Below are 26663 nucleotides of genomic sequence, written 5' to 3'. Positions count from 1 at the left end.
CCGCTGCTACTGGCCCGTGGCCTTCGCCTGGATGGACTTGAGCAGTGTCGCCGGATCGGCGCCCTGGCCGAGCTGACCGATCTGGCTCTGGACGGCGCCCTGCGCGGCCGACCAGTCCTTGTTGGTCGACGGGTAGAACTTGGCGTTCGGCAGCAGGTCGAGGAACGGCTTGATGTCCGCGTTCGAGCCCATCGTGTCCGCGCCGGTCTTCGTGGTGGGCAGGAAGCCCTCCGCGCCGACCCACTTGGTGTAGACCGCCGGCGAGTAGAAGTAGTCCAGGAACTTCTTGATGGCCGGCCGGCGGTCGGTCTTGCTCTTGAACGCCATCAGGTGGTCGGCGACGCCGAGCGTGAAGGCCGAGCCGTCCTTGGTGGGGATCGGCGCGATCCCGTACTTCAGCGAGGGGTTGTTCTGCTTGATCTGCCCGACGGTCGGCGGGAGGCCGACCTGCATGCCGAGCTTGCCCTGGATGAAGACGTTCATCAGCGGGGTGCGGTTGGTCGAACCGGGGTTCGCCTGGGTGAAGCCCTGGTTGATGATCTTCTGCATCTCGGTGGCGCCGGTGGTGTTCTCCGCGCTGTCGAGGGTGAGCGTCTTGGCGTCGCCGTACCCTCCGCCCGCGCCGTAGAACCAGACGGCGGTCTCGGCCTGGGCCTCCTCGGAGCCGAGCGGCATCCCGTAGGGGGTGATGCCGGCGGCCTTCAGCTTGGCGGCGTCGGCCTCGAAGTCGGCCCAGGTCTTGGGCGGGTCCGTGATCCCGGCCTTGGCGAAGTCGTCCTTGTTGTAGAACAGCGCGCGGGCGGAGGCGATGAACGGGAGCCCCCACTGGGTGCCGTCGATGCTCGCGTTGTCCTTGAACGCCGGCTGGAAGTCGTCGATCGTGGAGGACGACACGATGTCCTTCGCCGGGTAGAGCAGGTCGTCGGCGGCGAAGCCCGCGAACGCGTCGATGTTCAGGATGTCCGGCTGCTTGCCGGCCTGGATGCGCGTCTTGATGACGTTGTTGATGTCGGTCCAGGACTCGACGTCGAGGTTGACGGTGATGTCCTTGTTCTTGGCCTCGAAGTCCTTGATGACCTGCTGCCACTCGGCCTTGGTGTTGTCCGAGTAGCTGGCGACCATCAGGTTGAGGGCGTTGCTGCCGCCCGCCGAGCCGCCCGAACCCCCGCCGAAGCCGCAGGACGCTAGCGTCAGGGTGGCGACCGTCGCTGTGGCGACGGCGGCCCCCCACCGCACTGACTTCTTCATCGACTCTCCTCACTCTCGATACGGATCACGGACCGTCGACGGATGTGGTGCGGATGCGCGACGGTGCGTATCTGGATGATGCTTCGTGATTTGTTTCATGCAGAAACGATCACATGCACTCAATTGATGGTCGAATAATTGCGCATACCCGAGGGGCGCGTCAAGGAACAACCGCGAGATCGTTACACGGGATTTACACACGTCGCCCCGATCCGGCGATATCCAGACCGGAACGATCGAAAATGATCAGTAGACAGACCTAACGCTCATAAGCAATCATTGTCATGACCGAATCGACGGCGAACAGGAGCGAGCAGTGACGGACATCCCCCTCGGAGCGCACATGGAGGCCGAGCTGCGATCGCAGCCGGAGACCTGGGCCCGCGCGGCGGCCCTCCGCGAGGAACAGGCGCTGCTCCCCGCGTCCGGCGAGCGCATCGCCGTCGTGGGCTGCGGAACGTCCTGGTTCATGGCGCAGTCGTACGCCGTGCTGCGCGAGTCGGCCGGCCACGGCCTCACCGACGCGTACGCGGCCTCGGAGGCCGTGATCGACCGCGACTACGACGCGATCGTCGCGATCAGCCGGTCGGGCACGACGACGGAGGTCATCGAGCTGGTCGACGGCCTGCGCGCCCGCTCGCACCGGCCGCGGACGATCGCGGTCGTCGGCGCGGCGGGGACGCCGCTGCCCGACCTCGTGGACGACACCGTGCTGCTGCCCTTCGCCGACGAGACCTCCGTCGTCCAGACGCGCTTCGCGACGACGGCGCTGGCCCTGATGCGCGCCTCCCTCGGCCACGACCTGGACACCGCCATCGCGCAGGCCGCCGCCGCGATCGACGAAGACCTGGACGACGCGCTCCTCTCGGCCGACCAGTACAGCTTCCTCGGCGCCGGCTGGACCATCGGCCTCGCGCACGAGGCCGCCCTCAAGATGCGCGAGGCGTCGCAGTCGTGGACGGAGTCCTACCCGGCGAAGGAGTACCGGCACGGCCCGATCGCGATCGCAGCTCCCGGCCGGGTCACCTGGATGCTGGGCGATGCCCCGGCCGGGCTCGCCCAGGACGTCGCCGCCACCGGCGCGCGCTACGAGGACGCGCCGATCGACGGCCTGGCCGACCTGGTCCGCGCGCAGCGCGTCGCCCTGGAGCGCGCCCGGCGCGCGGGACTCGACCCCGACCGTCCCCGCAACCTGACCCGCTCTGTCATCCTGACCTCGTGAACGCGCACGCTGCCGCCGACGACCGGCTCGGCTCCGGGGCCGCGGTGCTCGCCTTCGACGTCGGCGGCACCGATCTGAAGGCCGCATTGGTGGACTCCACCGGCCGCATCGTCGAGCTGATCCGCCGCCCCACTCCGCTCGACGGCGAGCGCACAGGCGAGGCCGTCGTCGCCGCGACCGCGGAGCTGGCCGCCGGGTTCCGGCGCGAGCATCCCGAGGTGGTCCCCGTCGCGGCGGGCCTGGTCGTCCCCGGACACGTGGACGAGGAGACCGGCGTCGGCGTGTTCTCGGAGAACCTCGGCTGGCGGGACTTCCCGTTCCGCGACCGCGCGAGGGAGGCGTACGGGATGCCGGTGTCGTTCAGTCACGACGTGCGCGCCGCGGGCGAGGCCGAGTACCGGCTGGGCGCCGCCGCGGGCTTCCGCGACGTCGTCGTGATGGCGATCGGCACCGGGATCGCCGGCGCCATCTTCATCGACGGCACGCTGTTCACCGGCGGCGGCATGGCCGGTGAGATGGGCCACTCCCGGGTCGCGGACGGCCCCGACTGCGCGTGCGGCGGCCGCGGATGCCTGGAGGCCGTCGCCTCGGCCGCGGCGATCGCGCGCCGGTACACGGCGATCAGCGGCGTCCCGGTGGCCGGGTCGCGGGAGGTGCTGGAACGGGCGCGCTCCGGCGATCCCGCCGCGCAGCGCATCTGGGACTCCGCCCTCGACGCCCTCGCGCTCGACCTGTCGCACACGGTCGCACTGCTCGCCCCCGAGGCCGTCGTGATCGGCGGCGGCCTCGCGCAGGCCGGCGACGAGCTCTTCGTGCCGCTGGCCCAGCGCCTCGACGCGATCCTCACCTTCCACCGGCGGCCGCAGCTGATCCCGGCGCGCATCGGCGAGAACGCCGGCGTGATCGGCGCGGCGCTGCGGGCGCGGGAGGTCCCGGCCCCGGCCGCCGACGCCCTGAAGGCCGTCCGATGATCCTCACCGTCACCCCGAATCCCGCGATCGACCTCACCTATCGCGTCGCCGCGCTGGAGCCCGGCGAGACGCACCGGGTCGCGCCTCCCGCGGCGCGCGCAGGCGGCAAGGGCCTCAACGTCGCGCGGGTGATCGCGCAGACCGGCGGCGCGTCGTTCGTCGTGACGACCGCGGGCGGCGCCTCCGGGCTGCGCCTGGCCGACGACCTGGAGGCGAGCGGCCTGTCGTCCGAGCTGATCCCGGTGGCCGCGCCGACGCGCAGCAGCGTCGCGATCGTGGACGAGGGCTCGGGAGTCGCGACGATCCTCAACGAGACCGGCGCCGCTCTCTCCCCCGGCGAATGGACCGCGCTGCGGGACGCCGTCGAACGCCTCGCCGTGCCGGCCACCGCGATCGTCGGGTCCGGCAGCCTGCCGCCCGGCGCACCAGAAGGCTTCTACGCCGACCTCGTGGAGGTCGCCACGCGGCGCGGCATCCCAAGCGTCGTCGACGCGAGCGGGACGGCGCTCCTCGCCGCCGCCGAGGCCGGAGCCGACGTGCTCAAGCCCAACCGCCGCGAGCTGGCCGACACGGTCGGCTCGGACGACCCGGTCGGCGGCGCCCGCGTGCTGCTGTCGGCCGGCGCCGGGCTGGTGCTCGTCTCGCTGGGCGCGGACGGGATGCTCGCGGTCGGCGAGAGCCGGACCTGGTCCGCCCGGTTGCCCCGGCCGCTCGCCGGCAACGCGACCGGCGCGGGAGACGCAGCCGTCGCCGCCATCGCGACAGCGCTGGCCGCCGGCATCACCGATCCCGCCGTCCTCGTCCGCCGGGCCACCGCCTGGTCGGCCGCCGCCGTCGTCGCCCCGCTGGCGGGCGAGCTCGACCCCGCATACCCGGAGTACGAGGCCCGCCTCGTGACCTCCTGAACCGACCCACCCGGAGCCCCGCATGCCTCTCGTCCCCACGCTCGACCTCCTGCACGGAGCGGTCGCCGCGCGCACCGGCGTCGCCGCCTTCAACGTCATCCACCTGGAGACCGCGGAGGCGCTGGTGTCGGCCGCCGAGGAGACCCGCCGTCCCGTCATCCTGCAGATATCGCAGAACTGCGCCGAGTACCACGGCGGCCTCGACCCGATCGCCCGGGGAACGCTCGCCCTCGCCGCCGACTCGTCCGCCCACGTCGCCGTCCACCTCGACCACGCGGAGGACCCCGCGCTGACACGGCAGGCGATCGACCTCGGCTTCGGCTCGGTCATGTTCGACGGGTCGAAGCTCCCCTACGACGACAACGTGGCCGCGACCGTGCGGGTCGTCGAGTACGCGCACGCCAACGAGGTCTCGGTGGAGGCCGAGCTCGGCGAGATCGGCGGGAAGGACGGCGCGCACGCCCCCGGCGTCCGCACCGACCCCGTGGAGGCCCGCCGGTTCGTGACCGAGACGGGCGTCGACGCCCTGGCCGTCGCGGTCGGCAGCTCGCACGCGATGACCGAGCGGACCGCCCGGCTCGACCTCGACCTCATCGCCTCGCTCCGACACGCCGTGCACGTTCCGCTGGTCCTGCACGGCTCCAGCGGGGTCGCGGATGAGACGATCGAGGCGGCGATCCGCTCCGGCATCACCAAGGTCAACGTCTCCACCCACCTGAACCGCTTCTTCACCGACGCGATCCGCGCGTACCTGCGCGCGAATCCGGAGGTCGTGGACTCCCGGCGGTACGTGCGGGAGGGGCGTGCGGCCGTGGCGGCGGAGGCGGCGCGTCTGATGACCCTGTTCGACGTCGCCGCCGGCGCGGCGAGCGGAACGGAGACTGCACAGCGATGAACAGAGCGGAACGGCTCAACGCCGTCCTCGACCTCCTGGCCGAGTCGGGCCAGGTGGAGGTCGAGGACATCGTGGCGAAGCTCGACGTGTCCGCGGCGACCGCGCGGCGCGACCTGGACGCCCTGGCGTCGCAGCAGCTGCTGACGCGCACCCGTGGCGGCGCGGTCGGCCAGTCGGTCGCCTACGACCTGCCGATCCGCTACAAGCGCGAGCAGCACGCGCCGGAGAAGCTGCGGATCGCGCAGGCGGCGAGCGCGCTCGTGCCGCGCGGGGCGGTCGTCGGCCTGTGCGGCGGCACGACGAGCACGGCCGTGGCGACCGTGCTCGGTTCGCGGCCCGACCTCATGGAGCCGTCGCCGCATCCCAATCTCACCGTGGTCACCAACGCCATCAACATCGCGGCCCAGCTCGTCATGCGCCCGCAGATCAAGACGGTCGTCACCGGCGGCGTCGTGCACGCGCGCTCGTACGAGCTGGTCGGCCCGTACAGCGACGTCGTGCTGGAGAAGATCACGATGGACATCGCCTTCATCGGGGTCAACGGGATCGACCCGTTGGTCGGCGCGACCGTGCACGACGAGGGCGAGGCGAGCGTCAACTCGCTCATGGCCCGCCGGGCGACCAGGGCCGTCGTCGTCGCGGACTCCAGCAAGATCGGCCGCAAGGCCTTCGCGACCCTCGGCGGCCCCAAGCTGCTGACCACGCTCATCACCGACGACGGCATCACGGCCGAGCAGCGGGCGGCGTTCGTGGAGGCCGGCTTCGAGGTCATCGTCGCGTGACCGGGCACGTCATCCACTCCGCCCGCCTCGTCGGCGAGGGCCGTACCACCCGCGACGCCTGGGTGCTGTTCGACGGCGAGCGCGTCGTCGCGACCGGCGTCGGGGACGGCTGGGTCGGCGCGGTCGCGGGCGACCCCTCCGCCGTCGTCACGGACGCCGACGGCGGCTGGCTGACCCCCGGCTTCATCGACCTGCACGGGCACGGCGGCGGCGGAGCGGCGTTCGACGACGGCGCGGACGCGATCCGCACGGCGATGGCGTTGCACCAGCGTCACGGCACGACGCGCTTCGTGGTCTCCCTGGTGACGGCGACGGTGCCCGAGCTGGCCGAGCGCGTGCGCGGGGTGGCCGCGCTGGCGGCGGACGACCCGCGCGTGCTCGGCTCGCACCTGGAGGGTCCCTTCCTCGACGTGGCGCACAAGGGCGCGCACGACCCGGCCCTGCTGCGCTCGGCGACGCCCGCCGACATCGAGCTGCTGCTGGAGGCCGCGGGCGGCACCCTCCGCCAGGTCACCCTCGCCCCCGAGCTGCCCGGCGGCATGGACGCGGTGCGCGCCTTCGCCGCGGCCGGCGTCGCCGTCGCGGTCGGCCACACCGGCGCGGACTACGACCAGACCCGCGCCGCGTTCGACGCCGGGGCCACGATCCTGACGCATGCCTTCAACGGCATGGACGGCATCCACCACCGCGCACCCGGGCCGGTCGCGGCCGCCACGAGGACACCGGGAGTGACGGTGGAGGTCATCAACGACGGCATCCACGTGCACCCCGAGGTGGTCCGGATGGCGTTCGCCTCCGCTCCCGGCCGCGTCGCGTTGATCACGGACGCGATGGCGGCGGCCGGGGAGGCCGACGGCGACTACCTGCTCGGCGCTCTCCAGGTCGAGGTGCGCGACGGCGTCGCCCGCCTGGCCGAGGGCGGCTCGATCGCCGGCTCCACGCTGACCCAGGACGACGCGCTGCGCCGCGCGGTGCGCGAGGTCGGCGTGAGTGTCGAGGAGGCCGTCCGCGCGCTCACGGAGACGCCCGCCGCCGCGATCGGCCGGAGTGCCGACCTGGGCCGCCTCGCGCCGGGGTACGCGGCGGACGCCGTGCTGCTGGACGACGACTTCCGGGTGCTGCAGGTGTGGACGGCGGGGGTGCCGGTCCCGCGCTAGAACGTCCAACGGCTCACCGCCAGCCCGCTACCCTGGACGGATGGACTCCGCCCCCGCGACCGTCACCTCCAACCACTGGGTGCTGACCTTCAGCTGCGCCGACCGTCCCGGCATCGTCCACGCCGTCTCCGGCGCGATCGTGGCCGCGCGCGGGAACATCACCGAGAGCCAGCAGTTCGCGAGCACGGACACCGGGCGCTTCTTCATGCGCCTGCAGGTGGAGTCCGCGGCCGACCGCGCCGAGTTCGAGCGCGCGCTCGCGCCCGTCGTGGAGCGGTTCGGGATGACGCACCGCGTCGACAATGTGGGGCGCCCGCTGCGCACCCTGGTGCTCGTGTCCACCGCGGCGCACTGCCTCAACGACCTGCTGTTCCGGCAGCGCGCCGGTCAACTCCCGGTCGAGATCCCGCTCGTGCTGTCCAATCATGCCGCGCTCGGCGACCTCGCCGGCTTCTACGGCGTCCCGTTCGAGTCGCAGCAGGTGACCGACCCCGAGTCGAAGGCCGCGTTCGAGGCGCGCATCCTGGAGGCCGTCGAGGAGCACGACATCGAGCTGGTCGTGCTCGCCCGCTACATGCAGATCCTCTCCCCCGCGCTGTGCGAGAAGCTCGCCGGCCGGGCGATCAACATCCACCACTCGTTCCTGCCGGGCTTCAAGGGCGCCAACCCGTACCGCCAGGCCCACGCCCGCGGCGTCAAGCTGATCGGCGCGACCGCGCACTTCGTCACCAGCGACCTGGACGAGGGCCCGATCATCGAGCAGAACGTCGTGCGCGTCGACCACACCCGCAGCGTCCAGGAGCTGGTCGCGATCGGCCAGGACGAGGAGTCGCGCACCCTCACGCAGGCGGTCAAGTGGTTCGCGGAGGACCGCGTGCTGCTTGACGGCGCGCGCACCATCATCTTCCGCTGAGCGGGATCGGCGGGCGCTCAGCCACGGCCGACCCGGATCGGTAGACTGAGCCGGTGACCACGCACGACCAGCAGACCCCGATCAAGGTCGGGCCCAACGACATCCTCCGCTTCGTGCTGGAGCTGTTCGCCATCGTCTCGCTGGGCATCTGGGGATTCGCCGCGTGGCCGCTGCCGTGGAACATCGTCGTCGGCATCGGCGCTCCGGTGCTCGCGATCCTGCTGTGGGCGCTGTTCCGCTCCCCGAAGGCGGTGCTCCACGTCGACGCGTTCGTGAAGGCGCTCGTGGAGATCGTCGTGATGGGCTGCGCCGCCTTCGCCTGGTGGAGTCTGGGGCAGCCGATCGTCGCGTTGGTGTTCGCGGTCGTGGCGACCGTGAGCGGCGTGATCAACGGGCGGCGCGAGTTCGCATGAGCGGCGTCGTCGTCCATGACGCCCGCAAAGTGGATGCGAGCGGACGGGTCGACGAGTTCTGGCTGGTCGCCGAGGACGACACGATCGTCGCGACCGGCTCCGGCACGGGCTGGCACGAGGCCGCCCGCGTCCCCGGCCGCGAGGTGATCGACGCCGGCGGCCACTGGCTGACCCCCGGCTTCATCGACCTGCACTGCCACGGCGGCGGAGGGCACCCGTACGACGACGGGCCGGAGGAGATGCTCGCTGCCCTCGCGACGCACCGGGCGCACGGCACCACGCGCGCGCTCGTCTCGCATGTCGCGAACCCGCTGGCCTCCCTGCGCGAGAGCCTTGGCGTCGTGGCCGACCTGACGAAGGTCGACCCGATGGTGCTCGGCTCGCACCTGGAGGGGCCGTTCCTGGCCCGCGAGCGGCGCGGCGCGCACGACGACGCCTTCCTGCGCGATCCCGGCCCCGAGATGGTGGAGGAGCTGATCGGCGCCGCCCGCGGCACCCTCCGCACCGCGACCATCGCGCCCGAGCTGCCCAACGCCCTGGAGGCGATCGGCGTGCTCATCGAGGCCGGCGTCGTCGTCGGCATCGGCCACACCGCGGCCGACTACGAGCAGGCGCAGCGCGCGTTCGAGGTCGGCGCGCGGCTACTGGTGCACGCGTTCAACGCCATGAACGGCATCCACCACCGTGCGCCCGGCCCGGTCATGGCGGCGATCGAGAACCCGGAGGTGACGCTGGAGCTCATCCTCGACGGCCTCCACGTGCACCCGTCGGTGGCTGGCCTGCTGTTCCGGGAGGCGCCGGGGCGGGTGGCCCTGGTCACCGACGCGATGGCCGCGGCCGGCGCGACGGACGGCGACTACCGCCTGGGCGGCCTGAACGTCAGCGTGCGCAACGGCCTGGCCGTGCTCTCCGGCACCACCACGATCGCGGGATCGACCCTCACCCAGGACGCCGCCCTCCGCAACGCGATCACCCGCGTCGGCCTCGACCCGGTGACCGCGGTCACCGCGCTCACCGCGACCCCGGCCAAAGCGCTCGGCGAATCCCGCCTCGGCCGCCTCCACGCCGGCTTCGCTGCCGACGCGGTCCTCCTCGACCACGACTGGCACGTCCACCAGGTCCTGGCCGCCGGCCACCTCCTCTAACCCGGCTGCACCCACCCCACCCGGCACCCCGCCTCCCCGGGCTCCCTTCGCGGCTAACGGAGGACATCCACCCCACCCAGCCCCGAATCTCCTCCGTTACCCCACATCCGGCCCCTCGCCAGCCCCGATCTCCTCCGTTACCAACCGCTGTCGTCAACGGAGGAGTTCAGGGTCACGCGACTCCCAAAAAACAGCGAACGGAGGAGATCAGGGGCCGTGGGGGCGGGATCTCCTCCGTTCGCGACAGAGGTGGGGTGCGGGGGCGGGGTTACAGGTGCTGCCAGGCGGGTTTGTGGTCGTAGGCGTAGCGGTAGTAGTCGATGTTGCGCAGGCGGGAGGCGGCGGCCTCGTCCACCAGCACGGTGACATGCGGGTGCAGCTGGATGGCCGAGCCGGGGTTGGAGGCCGACACCGGGCCCTCCACCGCGCCGGCAAGCGCCTCCGCCTTGCCCTCCCCGAAGGCCAGAAGCAGCAGGTGCCGCGCCCGCAGGATGGTCGAGAGACCCTGGGTGATGCAGTGCATGGGCACGTCGTCCTCGCTGGCGAAGAACCGGGCGTTGTCGCGCCGGGTCTGCTCGGTCAACGTCTTCACCCGCGTGACCGACGCGAACGACGACCCGGGCTCGTTGAAGCCGATGTGACCGTCCGTGCCGATGCCCAGCAGCTGCACGTCCACGCCGCCGGACTCCGCGATCGCCCGCTCGTAGTCGGCTCCCGCGTGCTCGATCGTCGCGAGGGCGCCGTTCGGGACGTGGATGAGCGAGGGCGTCAGCCCCAGCGGCTCCACGACCTCGCGGGTGATGACCGACCGGTACGACTCCGGGTGGCCGGCGGGCAGGCCGACGTACTCGTCCAGCGCGTAACCGCGCACGTGGGAGACGTCGGTTCCGGCCTCCGCGACCCGCCGGGCCAGCGCCCGGTACACCGGCAGCGGGGTGGACCCGGTCGCCAGGCCCAGCACCGCGTCGGGCTTGGCGGCGATCAGCGCCTGGATGGACTCCGCCGCGAGCTCGCCCGCCGCGTCCTTGTCCGCCACCACCACGACTTCAGCCATCTGCTCCTCCAACGAGCGCCGCACCCAGCGCGGCAACGGGTGTTCCTTCGGGAACGAGGCGCACCCGCCGGGACAGCGCGAGCGACGCGAGGAACGGGGACGTCTCCGCCCATCCGTCGAGCACCTCGTGGACGTCGCGAAGCAGCCGGTCCCCGAGATGACTCAGGCCGCCGCCGATCACCACGGTGTCGACGTCCACGGTCAGCACGAGGACCCGCACCGCTGCGGCGATGCCCTCCGCAAGCCTAGCGGCGATCTCCCTCGCCTCGTGGTCGCCCTCCGCCGCCGCCGCGAACAGCGCGCGAGCCGGGAGCGGGTCGTCCGTCCGCCACTGCCGGGCGATGCCGGAACCGCTCGCGACGGTCTCCAGGCAGCCGCGCTGGCCGCAGCCGCAGAGCGCGCCGGCCGGGTCGACCGGGAGGTGCCCGATCTCGCCCGCGACGCCGGACGCGCCGCGCCAGAGCCGCCCGTCCACGACGATGCCTGCGGCCATCCCCGTACCGAGGTTGAGGTACGCCATCGAGCCGTCGAGGCCGAGCAGGTGGAAGGCGCCGAGCGCGGCCGCCTTCACGTCGTTCTCGACGCGCACGCCGACGCCCAGCCGCCCGGCCAGCTCGCCGCCGAGCGCGAGCCGCTCGACACCCAGGTTGACCGCGTGCGCGACGTGCCCGGAGGCGCTGTCCACCATTCCGGGGATGCCGATGCCGATGGAGGTGAAGCCACCGGCCGGCAGCCCGGTGAGCTCGCCGATCCGAGCCACTGCGGCGACGGCGGTCTCCACGACCGCCGCGTGGCCGAACCCGGTCGCCAGCCGGACCCGCTGCGCCAGTCCGCCCAGGTCGTCGACCGCGACGGCGTCGGTCTTGGTGCCGCCGATGTCGATGCCGAGCCTCACGGGGTGAGCCCCTGTTCGCCGTCGAGCAGCTCGATCAGCGTGCGCCCGACGAGCCGGGAGGCGCCGAAGGTCGCGATGTCCGCGTAGCGGCGGTCGTCGCTCGGCCAGCCCATGTCCACCACGAGCACGTCGCGATCGGCGCGCAGCCGGTCGATCGCCGCGCGCGCGAAGGCGTGCCGGTGGTTGTCCTTGCCGACCACGAGCACCGGGGACTGCGCGGCGAGCACAAGGTCGGGATGGTCGCCCTCGGTGAACACCACCAGCGGGTTGGCCGCGAAGGCCGAGGTCGCGCCGTCCGCCTCGGCAGCGACCTCCGCGAACGGACCCCACGGCGCCTCGCCGATCGCGATGTTCGCGACCGTGTCGACACGGACGACGGAGTACCGGCCGTGGTGAGACCGCAGCCACGACGCCGCGTGCTCGGAGATGTCGAACGCCTCGGCGGCGCGACGCACGTCCGCGGGGTCGATGACCCCGGCTCGGCCCGACGCGGGCTCGTGCGCGGCGCCGTCCGCCCGCACCGCCCCGGCGAGCGCGAGCACGCGCCCGGTAGCCTCCTCGATCCGGGTCGCGGCTACGCGTCCCTCCGCGACCGCCGCGACGATCGCGTCCTCGATCTCCGCGAGCTGCGCGTCGGTGTTCTCGGTCCCGATGCAGAGCAGGTCGCACCCCGCCGCGAGCGCCAGCACCGCGGCCTCCGGGATGCCGCGCTCCCCGCTCGCGCCGTGCATGTCGAGCGCGTCGGTGACGACGACGCCTTCGAAGCCCAGCTCGCCGCGGAGGAGGCCCTCCACGATGGTGCGGCTGAACGTCGCAGGCAGGTCGGGGTCGATCCGCGGCAGCAGGATGTGGGAGGTCATCACCGTCCGTGCGCCCGCGTCGATGACGGCGCGGAACGGCTCCAGTTCACGCTCGCGCAGCTCCTCCAGTGTCAGCTCGACGACGGGAAGCTCCAGGTGCGAGTCGGCCGCCGTGTCGCCGTGCCCGGGGAAGTGCTTGGCGCAGACCGCGACGCCCGCGGACTGGAGTCCGCGCGTCCAGGCGGCGCCCTGCTCGGCGACCACCGCGGGCAGCGAGCCGAAGCTGCGCACCCCGATCACCGGGTTGTCCGCGTTGGAGTTGATGTCGACGTCGGGCGCGAAGTCGAGGTTCACACCGGCCGCGTGGAGCTCCTCCCCCACCCGGCGCGCGATGCCCTCGGTGTACGCGTCGTCGCCGAGGCGGCCGAGGACGGCGTTGCCGGGGAAGGGCGAGCCCGTCTCGTAGTACAGCCGGGTGACGTCGCCGCCCTCCTCGTCGATCGCGACGATGGCGTCGGGGTTCGCGGCGTAGATCGCGTCCGTCAGCGCGCGCAGCTGCGCCACGGACTCCACGTTCTGGCCGAACACGCACACCCCGCCGAGACCGTTCCGCAGGCGCTCCTCCAGCCACGCGGGCAGCGTGGTCCCCAGGAATCCGGGGAGGAGGGTCGCCGCGATGCTGCGACGGAGGGCGGTGTCGGTCGCGCTGGGCTGGGTGACCGACATCCCGCTCACCCCTTGACCGCCCCGCTGACCAGCCCGCTGGTCATGCGGCCCTGGACGAGGAGGAAGAAGATGATGACCGGCACCGCCACCAGGGTCGAGGCCGCCATCACCTGCCCCCAGTCGGTCGCCCGCGACGCGGACTGCTGGATGAAGCCGCGCAGCCACAGCGGCAGCGTCTGGCTGCTGTTCTCCTGCAGGATGACCAGCGCCACCGTGAACTCGTTCCAGGCCTGCAGGAAGGCGTAGACGCCCGACGCGACGAGACCCGGTGCGAGGAGCGGAAAGGTGATGCGCAGGAAGGCCTGCGTGCGGCTCAGCCCGTCCACCATCGCGGCCTCTTCGAGGTCGGCCGGGATGCCGGCGACGAAGCCGCGCAGCATCCAGATCGTGAACGGCACGACGGCGGCGATGTAGATGATGCTGACGCCGATCACCGTGTTCAGGAGGCCGAGTGAGCCCATCAGCTTGTACTGGGCGATGAACAGGCCCTCGGCGGGCAGCATCTGGATGAGCAGCACGGCCAGCACGAACGACGTCCGCCCGCGGAACTTGAACCGGCTGATCGCGAGCGCCGCGAGGAACGCGAACGCCAGGCAGAACACGACGGTGACGAGCGCGACGACCACGCTCATCCCGAGCGCCGGGAAGAACGTCCCGCCGTTGACGACGGCCGAGAAGTTGTCGAACGAGCCGCCGAACGGCAGCCAGGTCGGGGTGGAGCTCTGCAGTACGACGTTCGGCAGCAGCGACGAGTTGAGCATCCAGTAGACCGGGAAGACCCAGATCAGCCCGAGCACCACGGCGAGCGCGCCGAGGAGGATGCGGCCGGGGCGGACCTTCTGCTTCAGCTTGCGGTCGCCGGCGACGGTGGTCATGACTGGTCCTCCTTGAGCAGGTGGCGGACGTAGAACCAGCTCAGGGCGATGGTCAGGATGAGGACGAACACCGAGACGGCGCTGGCCATCGCGAAGTCGCTCGATCCGACGCCGAGCTGGTAGATGTAGGTGCCGAGCAGGTTGGTCTCGCTGGCGATGGAGCCCTTGTCCTGCAGCAGCTTGATCTGGGTGAACACCCGCAGGTCCCAGATGATCTGCAGCAGCAGCACGATCCCGAGCACCGGGCGGATCATCGGCAGGATGATGTACCGCAGCCGCTGGGGGCCCTTGGCGCCGTCCACCTGCGCGGCCTCCAGCACCTCGGTGGAGACCTGGGTGAGCCCGGCGTAGACCGAGAACGCCACGAACGGCACGCTCATCCACGTGACGATGACACCGGCGACGAAGAAGAACGAGAGCGGGTTCTGCAGCCAGTTGTGGTTCTGGAAGTCCAGCCCCCAGGAGGTCAGGACGTTGTTGATCACGCCGCGGCGCCAGTCGAACAGCCAATTCCAGACGGTCATCGCGGCTACGACGGGCATGGCCCAGGCGAGCAGCAGCGTGATCTGGAGGAAGATCCGCGGGAAGCGCGAGATGCCCGTCATCAGGAGGGCGAGGCCGACGCCGATCACGACGGTGACGCCGGCGGTGACGAGGCAGAAGACGATGGAGCGGCCGACGACGACCCACATGTACGGGTCGGAGAACAGCGTGATGTAGTTGTCGAACCAGACGAACGGCGCGGGCCGGCCGAACTGCTGGGCGAGCCCGAAGTGCTGCATCGACGTGATGAGCTGCCAGACGATCGGGTAGCCGAGCGCGAGGAGCAGGATGAGGATGGCCGGCAGCAGCAGGGCGTAGGGGGTGAGCCGGCCTCGGCGCTTGCGCGGCGCGGACGGAGCGGGTGCGCTCGCGGTCGGCGCGGCGGTCACGGGTTCGCGGGTGGTCGTCACGGCGGTCCTCCTTCCGGGTTGGTAGTCAAAAGTCTGGGGGCAGGAGCGAGGGCGCGGAAGGGTGGTGCTGCTTCCGCGCCCTCGCCTGCGGGTTGGTGCTAGGTGGAGGCGATCAGCCGTTCTTCACGTTGAGGAGGGCGTTGATCTTCGTGTCGTACTGCTGGGCGAGGCCCTTCAGGTCGGACGAGTCGCGGATCTTGGAGAAGAACTCCTCCATCACGTTCGCCGCCTCGACACCGGCCCAGCCCGGAGCGGCCGGGGTCAGCTTCGAGTTGGAGGCCGACTCGATGAGCGCCTTCGCGAACTGGTCGTCGCCGAGCGAGGACATGTAGTCCGAGTTCGCCGGGCCCAGGCCGTTCTTGCCGAGCATCTCCTGGTACTCCTTGCTGAAGATGATCTTCAGCAGCGTCTTGGACAGGCCCGGGTTCTTGGACTTGGCCGAGATGCCGATGTTGGAGCCGCCGGCGAAGACCGGAGCGGGCTTGCCGTCGTTGCCCGGCAGCACGTAGGTGCCGAAGGTGTTGTCGTTCCAGGTGCGGACCGCCTTGCCGTCCTTGGTGGACAGGTCGCCGATCGACCAGTGCGCCCAGCCCGGAGCCATGATGGTGGCGGCGGCCAGCGAGGTGTCACCGGTCTTGTTGCCGTTGGCGTCCACCGTCTGATCGGCGTCGTTCAGGTAGATGTACTGGTTCGAGTCCTTGGCGTCGTTCGGGGCCTTGGACGCGTTCTTGTAGATGTCCTGCAGCTGCTGGAGGCCCTTCAGCGAGTTCGCCGAGTCGAGCGTGGCGACCCACTTGGAGCCTTCCTTCTTGGCGATGTCACCGCCGTTCGCGAAGATCCAGGAGATGCCGTCGCGCCAGTCCTGACCGCCGAGGAAGAAGCCGGAGAAGTTCGGGATCCCCTTCGGGTTCTTGGCCGTGATGTCGGCGACGGTGCTGTTGAACTGGTCGAGCGTGGTCGGCACCGAGGCCCCGGCCGCGTTGTAGACGTCCTTGCGGTAGAACATGTAGCGCGAGCCGAAGTAGTACGGCAGCGTGTAGTTCTTGCCGTCGACCTTGCCGGCCTCGACGAAGGACGGGAGCAGCTTGTCGCCACCGAGGTCCTTGTACATGTCCGAGATGTCGAGGAACGCGCCGACGTTGGTGAAGGTCGGCGACTGGGTGTTGCCCATCTCCGTCACGTCCGGCGTGTTGTTCGCGTCCGGGAGCGAGGTGGTGAGCTTGGTGACGATGTCTCCCCAGTCCTGCTGCTCGATCTTGAGCGTCGCCCCGGTCTCCTTGTTGAACTCGGTCTTCAGGTAGTTGCGCAGCGCGTCAGGGGTGTCGGAGCCGACGAGCCACAGGGTGACCGTCTTGCCCTTCCCATCGGTGCTCGGAGCCTGGGCTCCGCCAGAGGCGCATCCGGCGAGCACGAGAGCGGAAGCCGTAGCCACAGCGGCGAGGCCGACGAGCTTTCTCTTCATTGCTGTTCCCTTCATTCGTTCGGGCTTTCTTGAGTGGGTCAGTGTGTGCGGTCGCATCACACCGTCGGTGCAGGGGTCGTGGAGTTGCACGGTGCTGTGTTACGAGACCCCGAGTTGTCCGGAGAGGACGAGTACGGCCGCGCCGCGCAGGACGATGTCCTGCCCCTGCGTGGTCATCCGGACCGCGAGGTCGGCGTGGTTCTCCGCCATCGTCCGGTTCCGGAGCGTGTGGATGGTCGCCTCGGCGAGGGGGCCATCGAGCAGATCGGTCGGGCCGCTCAGCACGAGCTCCGACAGGTTGAGGGCGCCGACGACCGGCGCGAGGGCGATGCCGAGCCGCTGGCCGGCCTCGCGGAGGACGGGAGTCGCGTCGCGACCTGCGGCCTCGGCCCCCCGGATGCCGCGCTGCAGCTGCGGCACGCTGAGCCAGTGCTCCAGCACCTGCTCCCGGGTGTAGGTCGCGTCCAGCCCGAGGTCGGTGCCGACCATGACCTGGCCGATCTCGCCCGCGGCGAAGTGGCTGCCGTAGACGAGCGTGCCGGCGATGATGAGGCCGGCGCCGATGCCGTGGCCGACGCGGATGAGCATCATGTCGCCGGTCGCTCCGCCGTAGCTGTGCTCGGCGAGCACGGCGGCGTTGGCGTCGTTCGCGACGACGACGGGGAGGCCGGTCAGCCGGTGCAAGTCGTCCTGCAGCCGCACGTCCGTCCAGCCGAGGTTGGGCGCGGTGAGGATGGTGCCGGACAGGTCGACGACGCCGGGCGAGCCGACGCCGACGCCTAGGATCGGGGCGGTGGCCGCGCCGACCAGCTGCTGCACGAGCGCGCGGACCTTGGCGAGGGCGCCCTCGCCGGTGGCGGACTCCCCGTCGCCGTCTTCGAGCGGCACCTCCGCCTCGGCGAGCAGCTCGCCGTCGAGGTCCATGACCGCGCCGCGGAAGCGGTCGTGGTCGCTGAGGTCGACGCCGACGATCTGGTGGGCCGTCCGGTTGATGTCGAGGAGCACGGCGGGCTTGCCCGGCCGGGCGGACTCCCGCTGCCCGAGCTCCACCACGAGACCTTCGGCCAGCAGCTCGGCGACGAGGTCGGAGACGGTCACGCGGGTCAGGCCGGTCTCCCGGGCGAGGTCCGCACGGCTGCGCTGCCCGGAGCGGTAGAGGGTCTGGAGGACGAGCGAGCGGTTGTGGCTGCGGGCGTGCTCCGGGAGGACCTTGGAGCGCGGACGGAGCGCCCTGCCGGGGCCGAGGCCTCCCGCGCTGCCGAGCACATCCGTCGTGGTCATGTTTGTTAGTAAAGCTTACGAACAAAAGAAATGCAAGCAGCGAAATGAAGTCGTTACACGAAGAATCCGGCTAGCCGTCGACGTGGACGAAACGCGCCAGCGGCTCATCCACCCGGACGAGGTACGTGGAGAGCATCCGGCCGAGGCCCGGGCCGAGGTCCCGGGCATCGTGCGGAGTGTCCGGCGGGATCAGGAAGCCGTCGCCCGCATGCAGGAGGAGCGTCTCACGATCCTGGATCCGCATCTCCACGGTGCCCTCCACGATGTAGCCGACCTCCTCCCCGGGATGCACGTGCCATCCGGACTCCACGCCCTCGGGGATCTCCGTGAGCACCTGCACGATCTCGCGCCCCGGAATCGAGGCGGGGGCGCGCTGCACCTCCGTGCGCTTCAGCCTCCCCGCCAGTTCGTCGGCCGGCGCCTCGTCCTCCGGCATCAGCCGACCGCGCGCAGCGCCGCGAGGATGACCTCCGCCACGCGCCGCGGCTGGGACAGCATCACCAGATGCGAGCCCTCCACCTCGGTGATGTCGGCGCCGGCGTGCTGTGCCATCCGCCGGACGACGTCCGCCCCCGCGGCCTTGTCGCCGGTGGCGACGACCGCCCACGACGGGAGGCTCTTCCAGGCCGGCACCCCGTTCCGCTCATCGAAGGCCGACGCCGCGACCGGACGCTGCGAGGCGCCGAGAACCGCGGCCTGCACGGCAGGGAGGTCGCCGGCGAACACCTGCGGGAAGTCCGCTGCGGCGACGTACAACTCCACCGCGGTCTCGTCGCCCGTCCCGACCGGAAAGTTCCGCTGCACCAGGGCCGACGCCAGCGCGCTGTCGCGCGAGGTGCCCTCGATCTCGCCGAGGGTCTGCCCTTCGTCCGGCGCGAACGCCGCCACGTAGACGAGCCCTTTCACGTTCCCGAGACCGGTGGCTGCGTTCGTGATCACCGCGCCGCCGTAGGAGTGCCCCACCGCGAGCACCGGGCCGTCGACCTGCCCGATCACGCTCCGGATGTACGCCGAATCCGATCCGATGCCCCGCAGCGGATTCGACGGCGCGAGCACTGTCACGCCTTCCGCCTGCAGCACCTCGGTGAGTGCTGCCCAACTGCCGGCGTCCGCGAACGCCCCGTGCACCAGCACCACCGTGGCGCCGGCGCTGTCGCCTTCTGTCATCGTGTCACCTCGTGAGACGTGTGACCCAGCGTGATTGCTCGCCGCCGGGTCGCCGCTGAACGCCCGCCGGTGCCGGAAACCGGACGATGGCAGGAGTGTACGTCCGCGGACGGCACGCTGGCAGGGCCTCGTTCGCGCAGGAAGCTACACTCCACCTCGTGACCGACTCCTCCCCCGCCCTCGCCCGCACCCCCTTCGCCCTGACCGGCTCCCGCGCCCTGGTGACCGCCGCCAGCCGCGGCCTCGGCCGCGAGATCGCCCTCGAACTCGCCGGCCAGGGCGCCGACGTCGTGCTCGGCGTGCGCGACCCCGACGGCTCGGCCGAGCTGGTAGCGGAGCTGGAGGCGTTCGGCGTGACGGCGCGGGCGATCCGCATGGACGTGCTCGACCTCGCCACCTGCCGCGCAGCGATCGACGAGGTCACCGCCGACCTCGGCCCGATCGACATCCTGGTGAACAACGCGGGCGGCGGGATCAACGCGCCCGCGATCGACGTCACCGAGGAGGACTTCGAGCGCGTCTGGCAGCTGAACACGCGGTCCACGTTCTTCCTCGCGCAGCACGTCGCGAAGAGCATGCGCGCGAACGGCGGCGGCGCGATCGTCAACGTGGCGTCGCAGGCCGGGCTGGTCGCCCTCCCGCTTGAGTCGTCCTACTGCACGGCGAAGGCCGCGGTGGTCCACCTCACCCGCTGCCTCGCGGTGGAGTGGGGCGGCTACGGCATCCGCGTGAACGCCGTGGCCCCGACCTTCATCGAGACGGACGGCACGGCCGACGCGCTCTCCGACGACGCCTTCCGAGCAGACACGATCGAGCGCATCGCGGCGCTGCACCGCATCGGGGTGCCGCGCGAGGTGTCGGGGGCGGTGGCGTTCCTCGCGTCGCCGGCGGCGTCGCTCATCACGGGACAGACGCTGGCGATCGACGGCGGGTGGACGGCGCGCTGAGCACCATCCCCGTTAAACACTCGTGCCGAATGTCGCCTCCAGCACTACAGGAGTCGACATTCGGCACGAATGAGGTGTGGCTGGTTACGCCACGCGCGCCTTCAGGTTCTCGCTGATCGCGTCGAGGAACTGCTCCGTGGTCAGGTACTCCTGCTCCGGCCCGACCAGGAGGGCGAGGTCCTTGGTCATCTTGCCCTGCTCGACCGTCTTCACCACGACGTCCTCGAGCGTGTGGGTGAAGTCGATGAGGTCCTGGTTGCCGTCGAGCTTGCCGCGGTGCGCGAGGCCGCGCGTCCAGGCGAAGATCGAGGCGATCGGGTTCGTGGAGGTCGGCTTGCCCTGCTGGTACTGGCGGTAGTGACGGGTCACCGTGCCGTGCGCGGCCTCCGCCTCGACGACCGAGCCGTCCGGGGTGGTGAGCACGGACGTCATCAGGCCGAGCGAGCCGAAGCCCTGCGCGACGGTGTCGGACTGCACGTCGCCGTCGTAGTTCTTGCACGCCCAGACGTAGCCGCCCTCCCACTTGAGGCTGGAGGCGACCATGTCGTCGATCAGGCGGTGCTCGTAGGTGAGACCGGCCGCGTCGAACTTCTCCTTGTACTCGGTGTCGAAGACCTCCTGGAAGAGGTCCTTGAACCGGCCGTCGTAGGCCTTGAGGATCGTGTTCTTGGTCGACAGGTAGACCGGGTACTGACGGTCCAGGCCGTAGTTGAAGGACGCGCGGGCGAAGTCGCGGATGGACTCGTCCTGGTTGTACATGCCCATCGCGACGCCGGCGCCCGGAGCCTGGTAGATCTCGAACGACTGGGCCTCGCCGCCGTCGGCCGGCTGGAAGCTCATGGTCAGCGTGCCGGGGCCGTCGAAGGTGAAGTCGGTGGCGCGGTACTGGTCGCCGAAAGCGTGACGGCCGATGACGATCGGCTTGTTCCAGCCCGGGACCAGCCGCGGGATGTTGGAGATGATGATCGGCTCGCGGAACACGACGCCGCCGAGGATGTTGCGGATGGTGCCGTTCGGGCTCTTCCACATCTTCTTGAGGCCGAACTCCTCGACGCGGGCCTCGTCTGGGGTGATGGTCGCGCACTTGACGCCCACGCCGTGCTTCTGGATGGCGTGCGCCGCGTCGATCGTGATCTGGTCGTCGGTCTCGTCGCGCTTCTGGATGCCGAGGTCGTAGTACTCGAGGTTCACGTCGAGGTACGGGTGGATGAGGGAGTCCTTGATCGCCTTCCAGATGATCCGCGTCATCTCGTCGCCGTCGAGCTCGACGACCGTTCCATCAACCTTGATCTTGTCCACTGGTTCTCCTGAGGTCTGTGCCGTTTTTCAGCCGGAGACAGCTTACCCGAGTCCGGCAACTATCTTGACATCGAGACAGTTTTGTCAGCGTCCCGTCAGCCGCACCCCGCCGACTATGCGCGGGTCGCCTCGCACGTTACCCTTTCGTTATGGCTGAGTTGAGACTGGAAGAGTTGAGCGCGAAGACCGTCGTCGCGGCGAACGCGCTGTCGTTGAAGCCCGGCCAGGAGCAGTTCATCGCTCCGGTCTCGTACTCGGCCGCCGCCGCGGTCGCCGACCCGTCGACGTCGTGGCAGCGCGTCGTCCTCGACGGCGACGACGTCGTCGGCTTCATCATGGGCGACTTCAACCCCTACGCCGAGCACGACGAGTTCAAGGCCATCCTCTGGCGCATCAACGTTGACGCCGACGACCAGGGCCGCGGCATCGGCACCTTCGCGGTCAAGGCCCTCGCGGCCGAGGCGCGCGACCGCGGCGTCACCCGGCTCCACGTGATCTGGGAGTCCGGCGAGCTCGGCCCGGAGCAGTTCTTCCTGCGCACCGGCTTCCAGCCGATCGGAGAGACGCAGTACGGCGAGACCATCGGTGCCCTCGACCTCTGAGCCGCACGGGTCCGAGCGGTCGTCCGGCGACTCCGACGGCGACGACTTCGCCTCGCGCGTGCTCGCGGTCGTCGACAGCATACCGCCCGGCCGGGTCATGACCTACGGCGACGTCGCCGCGGCGCTCGGATCGCGCGCCGCGCGCATGGTCGGCCAGATCATGGCGTACTACGGCGGTGACGTGCCGTGGTGGCGGGTCGTGCGCGCGAGCGGGCATCCCCCGGCGAACCACGAGCACATCGCGCTGGAGCACTACCGCGCCGAGGGGACGCCCCTGCTCGGCGGCGGGAGGTCGCCGTACCGGGTGGATCTGCGGAGCGCCCGGCACGACGCACGCTGAGATCATCCTCCCGATCGATGCAAGCGCTCAGCTTCATGGTGTTGACTGGACGGGTCTGTCCATGTGAACCCGTCCAGGAGCGTCCGTGCCCCGTACCCGTCGACTCGGCCTCGCCGTCGCCGCCGTCCCTCTCGTCGCCGCCCTCACCGGGTGCTCGGTCGTGTCGGCGTTCACCCCGCACGTCGAACCCTCGATCTACGACACGGCCAAGGACTTCAACGCCGCGGACACCACGCGCATCGGATCGCCCTCGTTCGTCCCGGCCGACGCGACCCTGATCCGGGTCGACTACGACACGCAGAGCGGCGAGGCGATCATGACGTACACGTCGCCGACGCTGCTCACGAAGGACGTCTGCAAGGCGATGACCGTCGCCGCGCCCAAGCCGACCATCCAGGACAGCTGGTGGCCGATCTCCGGCATCCCCGCGAACGCGTCCTACTCGTGCCCGGGAGGCTGGAGCGCCTTCACCATCGCCACGCAGGTGTACGCGGTCCGGCCCGCCTCCGCCAGCACCCACAAGTGACCGCCCGCTGACGGTTCGCAGTCAGGGCCGGCTGCCCTCGGCCACCTGAGCGGGGAGCACGAGCTCCACGATCGTCCCGAGCCCGGCGACCGAGCGCACCTCGACGTGCCCGCCGACGGTCTCCACCCGGTCACGCAGCCCCTCCAGGCCGCCGCCGGGCTCGATGCGCGCTCCCCCGCGGCCGTCGTCCTTCACGGTCACGGTCACGGCGTCGCCGTCATCGTCGCGGGCCACGAGCACCGAGCAGGTGCGGGCGCCGGCGTGCTTGGCGGCGTTCGCCAGGCACTCCGAGACGCAGTAGTAGATCGTCTCCTCGACCACCTCCGGGAGCCGCTCGGCCGGCTCGACGCGCACCTCGACCGGGATGACGCTGCGCTGTGCGAGCTCCTCCAGCGCCGAGCGCAGGTCGCCGTCGGTCAGCACAGTCGGGTGGATGCCGCGTGCGAGCTCGCGGAGCTCCCTCAGCGCGTCAGCGAGCTGCGCCGACGCCTTCTCCAGGTCGCCGACGAGCTCCGCCTGGCCCGCGGCACCGGCCTTCGTCGCGGCGATGCGGAGGCCGATCGCCAGCGACACGAGCTGCTGCTGCGAGCCGTCGTGCAGGTCGCGCTCCAGCCGCCGCCGGGCGAGGTAGCCCTCCTCGACGATGCGCAGGCGCGACTCGCGCAACTCCTGGATGGTCTGCTCCAGGCGGCCGCGCAGCCGGTCGTTGTCCACGGAGAGCAGCAACGCGGAGGACACCGCGTCGAGCAGCCGGTCGTCCTGACCGAGGGCCACGTCGTGCTCGATCAGCGCGATCGGGCCCTGATCCGAATCGATGGCCATCGTCGACCGGCCGGGCCGCTCCGGCCTGTCGCCGTCCGGCATCGCGTCCCCGGCGCTCGTGCGGTACGCGCGACGGTGCTCGTCCCACCAGAACACGCGGAGCGAGTGGTCGTGCAGGGTGCGCGCGAGGCTGGACTCCCAGAGCGCCCTGTCCACCTTGTCGCGCGCGACGATGACCAGGTCCGCCACGCGCGACCGCAGCCCGCGCGCGTAGAACACGCCTCCGACGAACGCCGGCGGGATGAGCGCGATCGCGATCGGCGGGACGAACTCCAGCCCGCCGCTGTCCCAGCCGAGGGCGAAGCTCACCGAGTCCTGCACCGTTCCGTAGCACCACAGCAGCAGCGCGAGCGGCATCACGAACGACACCCGCCGGGCGGGGAGGGAGCTCGTGACCCAGCGCACCGCCAGCCTCCCCGCGACCGTCAGCAGCAGCACCACGCCGACGATGCGCCACGCGACCCCGAGCCAGTAGTCGGCGTCCGGGCTCGGCAGGATCGCGTACGGGTTCGCCACGCAGCCGCAGTCGGCCGGTGCGGGCGAGGAGAACAGCAGGATGCCGAGGAACCGCACCAGGAACGCGCCGCTCAGGGTGTACGCGACGACGCGGTCGAAGCGCGACACCAGGTGGCCGCCCGGATACGTGAGCACCAGGATGCCGACCAGCACCGCCCACAGGTCGGTCACGCCCTCCACCAGCGGCCACAGCCAGCCGATGTCGCGGGTGAGCGGGTACCAGGCCCCCGCCGCCCAAAAGAACGCGGCGCCGACCATCAGCCAGCCGGGCGCCGGGCTGCGGATCGCGCGCCAGGCGATGACGGCGCAGACGACGTAGTCGAGCGCGACCGCGACGAACACGACGGCCCAGCCGATGCCCTGCGGCCGCGGGCCGTAGTCGCCGGTCACCGCGCTGAGCACCTGCGCCAGCACGTTGACGGCGACGGTCACCGTGACGGCGGCGGCCCGCAGCCAGAGGCGCCCGGCCCCCATGGTCGCCTCAGGCGTCCCGGCCGAGGAAGCGCAGCACCGCGAGCACGCGCCGGTGGCCTTCGGTGGTCTCCTCGATGTCCAGCTTGGCCATGATGTGGCCGATGTGCGACTCGACCGTCCGGAGGCTGAGGTGCAGCGCTGCGGCGATGCCCGCGTTGGAGAGCCCCTCCGCCATCAGCCGGAGCACGTCGACCTCGCGCGAGGACAGCGACTCGACCGCGGCCTCCGTCGAGCGCGCGGCCACGAGCACCTGGACGACCTCCGGGTCGACGACCGACCCTCCGGCCGCGACCGTGCGCACGGCGTTCACCAACGCGTCGGCGTCGGCGACGCGGTCCTTCAGCAGGTAGCCGGTGCCGCTCCCCGCGCTCATCGCGCGGATCGCGTAGCCGGCCGTCGTGTACATCGAGAGCAGGAGGACGCCGACCTGCGACCCGGATGCGCGCAGCGTCTCCAGCGCGCGGAGGCCCTCGTCGGTGTGCGTCGGCGGCATCTTGATGTCGAGCACGACGGCGTCGACACCGTCGTCGTCTGTGAGCACGTCGAGCGCCTGCTCTGCGGTGTCCACCGACGCCACGACCTCCACGCCGCCCGCGCGCAGGATCTGCCCGATCCCCTCGCGGAGCAGCACAGCGTCATCGGCGACTGCGACCCGGAGCGGGCGGGTACCCGAGTTGTCTCCCCCGACCACGCGCTTACCTTAGCAGGCTGCGAATCGCCTCACCGGTCAGTTCCGCCTTGGTGATGAAACCCTCCGCCCCGCTCTCGGACACGCGCGTCCCGTAGTCGCTCAGCGAGCGGCTCGACGTGAGCACGACCCGGGCCCCGGTCTCGTGCATCGCGGGCACCAGGTCGAAGCCGTTGGCGTCGGGGAGGCCGACGTCCAGCAGCACCACGTCGGGGGCGAGGGTACGGCTGAGCGCGACCCCGCTGGCGCCGGTCTCGGCGTCCCCGACGACGGAGAAGCGCTCCAGCGTGAGGAGCTCGGCCGCCTGGGCCCGGAACCGTGGGTGGTCGTCGACGATCACAACACGGAGGCACATGCCTCGATTCTCTCCGGCGCCGCCGCGGAGTCGCATCCGTGCCAGCACGCATCGGCAAACGGGTGACCCCCCGGATGCGGCGCATCGGCCGCCGGCAGGAGCATATGAGTCAAGCTCAGCAACGCCCGGACACCCGCCGGCCGAGCCAGAGGAACCCGAGGAGAACGCGATGTCCGCCGCAACCCGAACCGCCTTCCCGAACGGCGCCGCCCGAACGGCAGCCGAGGCGGTCGCGGCGGGCCTCGACGGCCTCCCGCTCGTCGTCCTCGACCTGGACCGCGCCCGCCGCCGGTACACCGCGCTCCGGGAGGCCTTCCCGTGGGTCGACGTGCTGTACGACGTCAGCGCGCTCGCGCACCCCCGCCTGCTCGCGGCGTTCGCCGGCGCAGGCGGCGGCTTCGCCGTGACCCACGACCAGGCGCTCCCCGCGCTGCTCGCGGCCGGCATCGGCGGCCGGCGCATCCTGCACGCGACGCCCGTCAGCCACCCGCACGGGTCGCGCGCGGCGTACGACGCCGGCGTCCGGCACTTCGTGGTCGACGGACCGCACGCGGTGGAGGGCTTCGCCGGCGCGCCCGAGGATCTGCGCGTCCTCCTCCGGCTACGGCCGGGGCTCACGCCGCGGCCCGCGCACCGCGCCGTCGGCGGGATGACCCCGGAGGAGGCGGTGTCCGCGGCCGCGGCCGCGCGTGGGCTCGGCGTCCGGATCGCGGGGCTCTCCGTCGCCCTCCCGAGGGACGCCGGGCCGGCCGAGTACGTGGCCGAGATCGTCCGGTCGGTCGGCGTCGCGGCCGACATCGAGGCGGCGGCCGGATTCCGGCTGCGCGTCCTCGACCTCGGCGGAGGCTTCCCCGGCCGCAGCGGCGAACGCCCCGCCGAGCGTGCGGAGCTGGCCCGCGCGATCCGCGGCATCGTCGCCCCCGCGACCTCCGGCGTGACGGTGACCGCCACGGCCGGGCACGCGGTCACGACGGGCTGCGTGGCCGTCGTCACGGACCAGACCCGCAGCGAGGTCGATCTCGCGACCGCCGGCGAGCTGATCGACGCGGGGGCCGAGGTCGTGGTGATCGACACCGGCTCCTCTCCGCTGCACCGCTTCCCGCTGCTCCGCCTCCCGCTCGGGCGCGGCGCCGAGCACCGGATCGTCCGAAGAGCCGCACACGGCTGATCCGCACAGACCTGGCCGGCGACGGGCCGCCAACCCAACCCGTATCCAACCCCTTGGCCCGT

Annotated in this window: 28 protein-coding genes; 14 read left to right on the top strand and 14 right to left on the bottom strand. The window is 71.4% G+C overall.

Features of this window, described 5'->3' with window-relative positions; all coding sequences use genetic code 11:
• Positions 1-6 precede the first annotated feature (6 nt).
• Positions 7-1248, bottom strand: a complete 1242-nt coding sequence (locus ABCS02_RS03125; protein WP_345834141.1) for an extracellular solute-binding protein — start codon at positions 1246-1248, stop codon at positions 7-9.
• 316 nt (positions 1249-1564) lie between these two features.
• On the opposite strand from ABCS02_RS03125, the gene ABCS02_RS03120 reads away from it, so the two are divergent.
• The 9 genes from ABCS02_RS03120 to nagA (ABCS02_RS03080) are packed head-to-tail and all read left to right on the top strand — an operon-like array spanning position 1565 to position 9651.
• Positions 1565-2470 carry an SIS domain-containing protein gene (locus tag ABCS02_RS03120; RefSeq protein WP_345834140.1) on the top strand — a complete coding sequence of 302 codons (906 nt, stop codon included), beginning with the start codon at positions 1565-1567 and terminating at the stop codon, positions 2468-2470.
• Positions 2467-3441, top strand: coding sequence for an ROK family protein (locus ABCS02_RS03115; RefSeq protein WP_345834139.1), 975 nt, complete (start codon positions 2467-2469; stop codon positions 3439-3441). The genes ABCS02_RS03120 and ABCS02_RS03115 overlap by 4 nt, the downstream gene beginning before the upstream one ends.
• Positions 3438-4346 (top strand): 1-phosphofructokinase family hexose kinase, encoded by a 909-nt coding sequence (locus ABCS02_RS03110; protein ID WP_345834138.1) that lies wholly within the window; start codon positions 3438-3440, stop codon positions 4344-4346. The genes ABCS02_RS03115 and ABCS02_RS03110 overlap by 4 nt, the downstream gene beginning before the upstream one ends.
• 22 nt (positions 4347-4368) lie before the next feature.
• The gene (locus ABCS02_RS03105) at positions 4369-5241 is read left to right on the top strand and encodes a class II fructose-bisphosphate aldolase (protein ID WP_345834137.1); all 873 of its coding nucleotides are present in this window, start codon (positions 4369-4371) and stop codon (positions 5239-5241) included.
• A complete protein-coding gene (locus ABCS02_RS03100; protein ID WP_185276578.1) occupies positions 5238-6023 on the top strand; it encodes a DeoR/GlpR family DNA-binding transcription regulator in 786 nt (261 codons plus the stop codon). Before ABCS02_RS03105 ends, ABCS02_RS03100 begins: the two co-directional genes overlap by 4 nt.
• A complete protein-coding gene (nagA, locus tag ABCS02_RS03095) occupies positions 6020-7180 on the top strand; it encodes an N-acetylglucosamine-6-phosphate deacetylase (RefSeq protein ID WP_345834136.1) in 1161 nt (386 codons plus the stop codon). The genes ABCS02_RS03100 and nagA (ABCS02_RS03095) overlap by 4 nt, the downstream gene beginning before the upstream one ends.
• Before the next feature lie 40 nt (positions 7181-7220).
• Positions 7221-8093 (top strand): formyltetrahydrofolate deformylase, encoded by an 873-nt coding sequence (gene purU / locus ABCS02_RS03090; RefSeq protein ID WP_345834135.1) that lies wholly within the window; start codon positions 7221-7223, stop codon positions 8091-8093.
• Between the two features lie 53 nt (positions 8094-8146).
• Complete coding sequence (locus ABCS02_RS03085; protein WP_345834134.1) at positions 8147-8506, top strand: YrdB family protein; 360 nt, start codon at positions 8147-8149, stop codon at positions 8504-8506.
• Positions 8503-9651: an N-acetylglucosamine-6-phosphate deacetylase gene (nagA, locus tag ABCS02_RS03080; RefSeq protein WP_345834133.1), complete on the top strand. Its 1149-nt coding sequence runs from the start codon at positions 8503-8505 to the stop codon at positions 9649-9651. Before ABCS02_RS03085 ends, nagA (ABCS02_RS03080) begins: the two co-directional genes overlap by 4 nt.
• A 268-nt stretch (positions 9652-9919) precedes the next feature.
• On the opposite strand, the gene ABCS02_RS03075 is transcribed toward nagA (ABCS02_RS03080), so the two are convergent.
• From ABCS02_RS03075 to ABCS02_RS03035, 9 genes are all read right to left on the bottom strand, one after another.
• On the bottom strand, positions 9920-10705 hold the full coding sequence (locus tag ABCS02_RS03075; protein WP_345834132.1) for a glucosamine-6-phosphate deaminase: 786 nt from the start codon (positions 10703-10705) through the stop codon (positions 9920-9922).
• The gene (locus ABCS02_RS03070; protein WP_345834131.1) at positions 10698-11600 is read right to left on the bottom strand and encodes an ROK family protein; all 903 of its coding nucleotides are present in this window, start codon (positions 11598-11600) and stop codon (positions 10698-10700) included. The genes ABCS02_RS03075 and ABCS02_RS03070 overlap by 8 nt, the downstream gene beginning before the upstream one ends.
• Complete coding sequence (gene nagZ / locus ABCS02_RS03065) at positions 11597-13126, bottom strand: beta-N-acetylhexosaminidase (RefSeq protein ID WP_345834130.1); 1530 nt, start codon at positions 13124-13126, stop codon at positions 11597-11599. Before nagZ ends, ABCS02_RS03070 begins: the two co-directional genes overlap by 4 nt.
• A gap of 5 nt (positions 13127-13131) precedes the next feature.
• Positions 13132-14001, bottom strand: a complete 870-nt coding sequence (locus ABCS02_RS03060; protein ID WP_345834129.1) for a carbohydrate ABC transporter permease — start codon at positions 13999-14001, stop codon at positions 13132-13134.
• Entirely contained in the window at positions 13998-14954 is a 957-nt protein-coding gene (locus ABCS02_RS03055) for a sugar ABC transporter permease (RefSeq protein WP_345834128.1), read from the bottom strand. Before ABCS02_RS03055 ends, ABCS02_RS03060 begins: the two co-directional genes overlap by 4 nt.
• Positions 14955-15066: 112 nt before the next feature.
• Positions 15067-16416, bottom strand: a complete 1350-nt coding sequence (locus ABCS02_RS03050; RefSeq protein WP_345834127.1) for an extracellular solute-binding protein — start codon at positions 16414-16416, stop codon at positions 15067-15069.
• 99 nt (positions 16417-16515) lie between these two features.
• Positions 16516-17697 carry an ROK family transcriptional regulator gene (locus ABCS02_RS03045; RefSeq protein WP_345834126.1) on the bottom strand — a complete coding sequence of 394 codons (1182 nt, stop codon included), beginning with the start codon at positions 17695-17697 and terminating at the stop codon, positions 16516-16518.
• A gap of 70 nt (positions 17698-17767) precedes the next feature.
• The gene (locus tag ABCS02_RS03040) at positions 17768-18133 is read right to left on the bottom strand and encodes a cupin domain-containing protein (protein ID WP_345834125.1); all 366 of its coding nucleotides are present in this window, start codon (positions 18131-18133) and stop codon (positions 17768-17770) included.
• On the bottom strand, positions 18133-18864 hold the full coding sequence (locus ABCS02_RS03035) for an alpha/beta hydrolase (protein WP_345834124.1): 732 nt from the start codon (positions 18862-18864) through the stop codon (positions 18133-18135). The genes ABCS02_RS03040 and ABCS02_RS03035 overlap by 1 nt, the downstream gene beginning before the upstream one ends.
• Before the next feature lie 158 nt (positions 18865-19022).
• Here ABCS02_RS03035 and ABCS02_RS03030 point away from each other — a divergent pair, with 158 nt between their 5' ends.
• Positions 19023-19811: a glucose 1-dehydrogenase gene (locus ABCS02_RS03030; protein WP_345834123.1), complete on the top strand. Its 789-nt coding sequence runs from the start codon at positions 19023-19025 to the stop codon at positions 19809-19811.
• A gap of 84 nt (positions 19812-19895) precedes the next feature.
• On the opposite strand, the gene ABCS02_RS03025 is transcribed toward ABCS02_RS03030, so the two are convergent.
• Positions 19896-21110, bottom strand: a complete 1215-nt coding sequence (locus ABCS02_RS03025) for an NADP-dependent isocitrate dehydrogenase (protein ID WP_345834122.1) — start codon at positions 21108-21110, stop codon at positions 19896-19898.
• Positions 21111-21259: 149 nt separating this feature from the next.
• On the opposite strand from ABCS02_RS03025, the gene ABCS02_RS03020 reads away from it, so the two are divergent.
• The 3 genes from ABCS02_RS03020 to ABCS02_RS03010 all read left to right on the top strand — a co-directional run bounded on the left by ABCS02_RS03020 (position 21260) and on the right by ABCS02_RS03010 (position 22578).
• Positions 21260-21712, top strand: a complete 453-nt coding sequence (locus ABCS02_RS03020; protein WP_345834121.1) for a GNAT family N-acetyltransferase — start codon at positions 21260-21262, stop codon at positions 21710-21712.
• A complete protein-coding gene (locus ABCS02_RS03015; RefSeq protein WP_345834120.1) occupies positions 21696-22052 on the top strand; it encodes an MGMT family protein in 357 nt (118 codons plus the stop codon). The genes ABCS02_RS03020 and ABCS02_RS03015 overlap by 17 nt, the downstream gene beginning before the upstream one ends.
• Before the next feature lie 85 nt (positions 22053-22137).
• Positions 22138-22578: a hypothetical protein gene (locus ABCS02_RS03010; protein ID WP_345834119.1), complete on the top strand. Its 441-nt coding sequence runs from the start codon at positions 22138-22140 to the stop codon at positions 22576-22578.
• 21 nt (positions 22579-22599) lie between these two features.
• Here the strand turns inward: ABCS02_RS03010 and ABCS02_RS03005 are convergent, their stop codons facing one another.
• Genes ABCS02_RS03005 through ABCS02_RS02995 form a run of 3 tightly spaced genes read right to left on the bottom strand, consistent with a single transcriptional unit; the run spans position 22600 to position 25433 of the window.
• Positions 22600-24390 carry an ATP-binding protein gene (locus tag ABCS02_RS03005; protein WP_345834118.1) on the bottom strand — a complete coding sequence of 597 codons (1791 nt, stop codon included), beginning with the start codon at positions 24388-24390 and terminating at the stop codon, positions 22600-22602.
• A 7-nt stretch (positions 24391-24397) separates the two neighbouring features.
• The gene (locus tag ABCS02_RS03000; RefSeq protein ID WP_345834117.1) at positions 24398-25081 is read right to left on the bottom strand and encodes a response regulator transcription factor; all 684 of its coding nucleotides are present in this window, start codon (positions 25079-25081) and stop codon (positions 24398-24400) included.
• Positions 25082-25085: 4 nt separating this feature from the next.
• Positions 25086-25433, bottom strand: a complete 348-nt coding sequence (locus ABCS02_RS02995; RefSeq protein ID WP_345834116.1) for a response regulator transcription factor — start codon at positions 25431-25433, stop codon at positions 25086-25088.
• A gap of 169 nt (positions 25434-25602) precedes the next feature.
• Here ABCS02_RS02995 and ABCS02_RS02990 point away from each other — a divergent pair, with 169 nt between their 5' ends.
• Complete coding sequence (locus tag ABCS02_RS02990) at positions 25603-26601, top strand: hypothetical protein (RefSeq protein ID WP_345834115.1); 999 nt, start codon at positions 25603-25605, stop codon at positions 26599-26601.
• Positions 26602-26663 lie beyond the last annotated feature (62 nt).

The sequence above is a fragment of the Microbacterium sp. X-17 genome, assembly GCF_039615055.1.
This window is presented reverse-complemented; position numbering and strand designations above follow the sequence as displayed.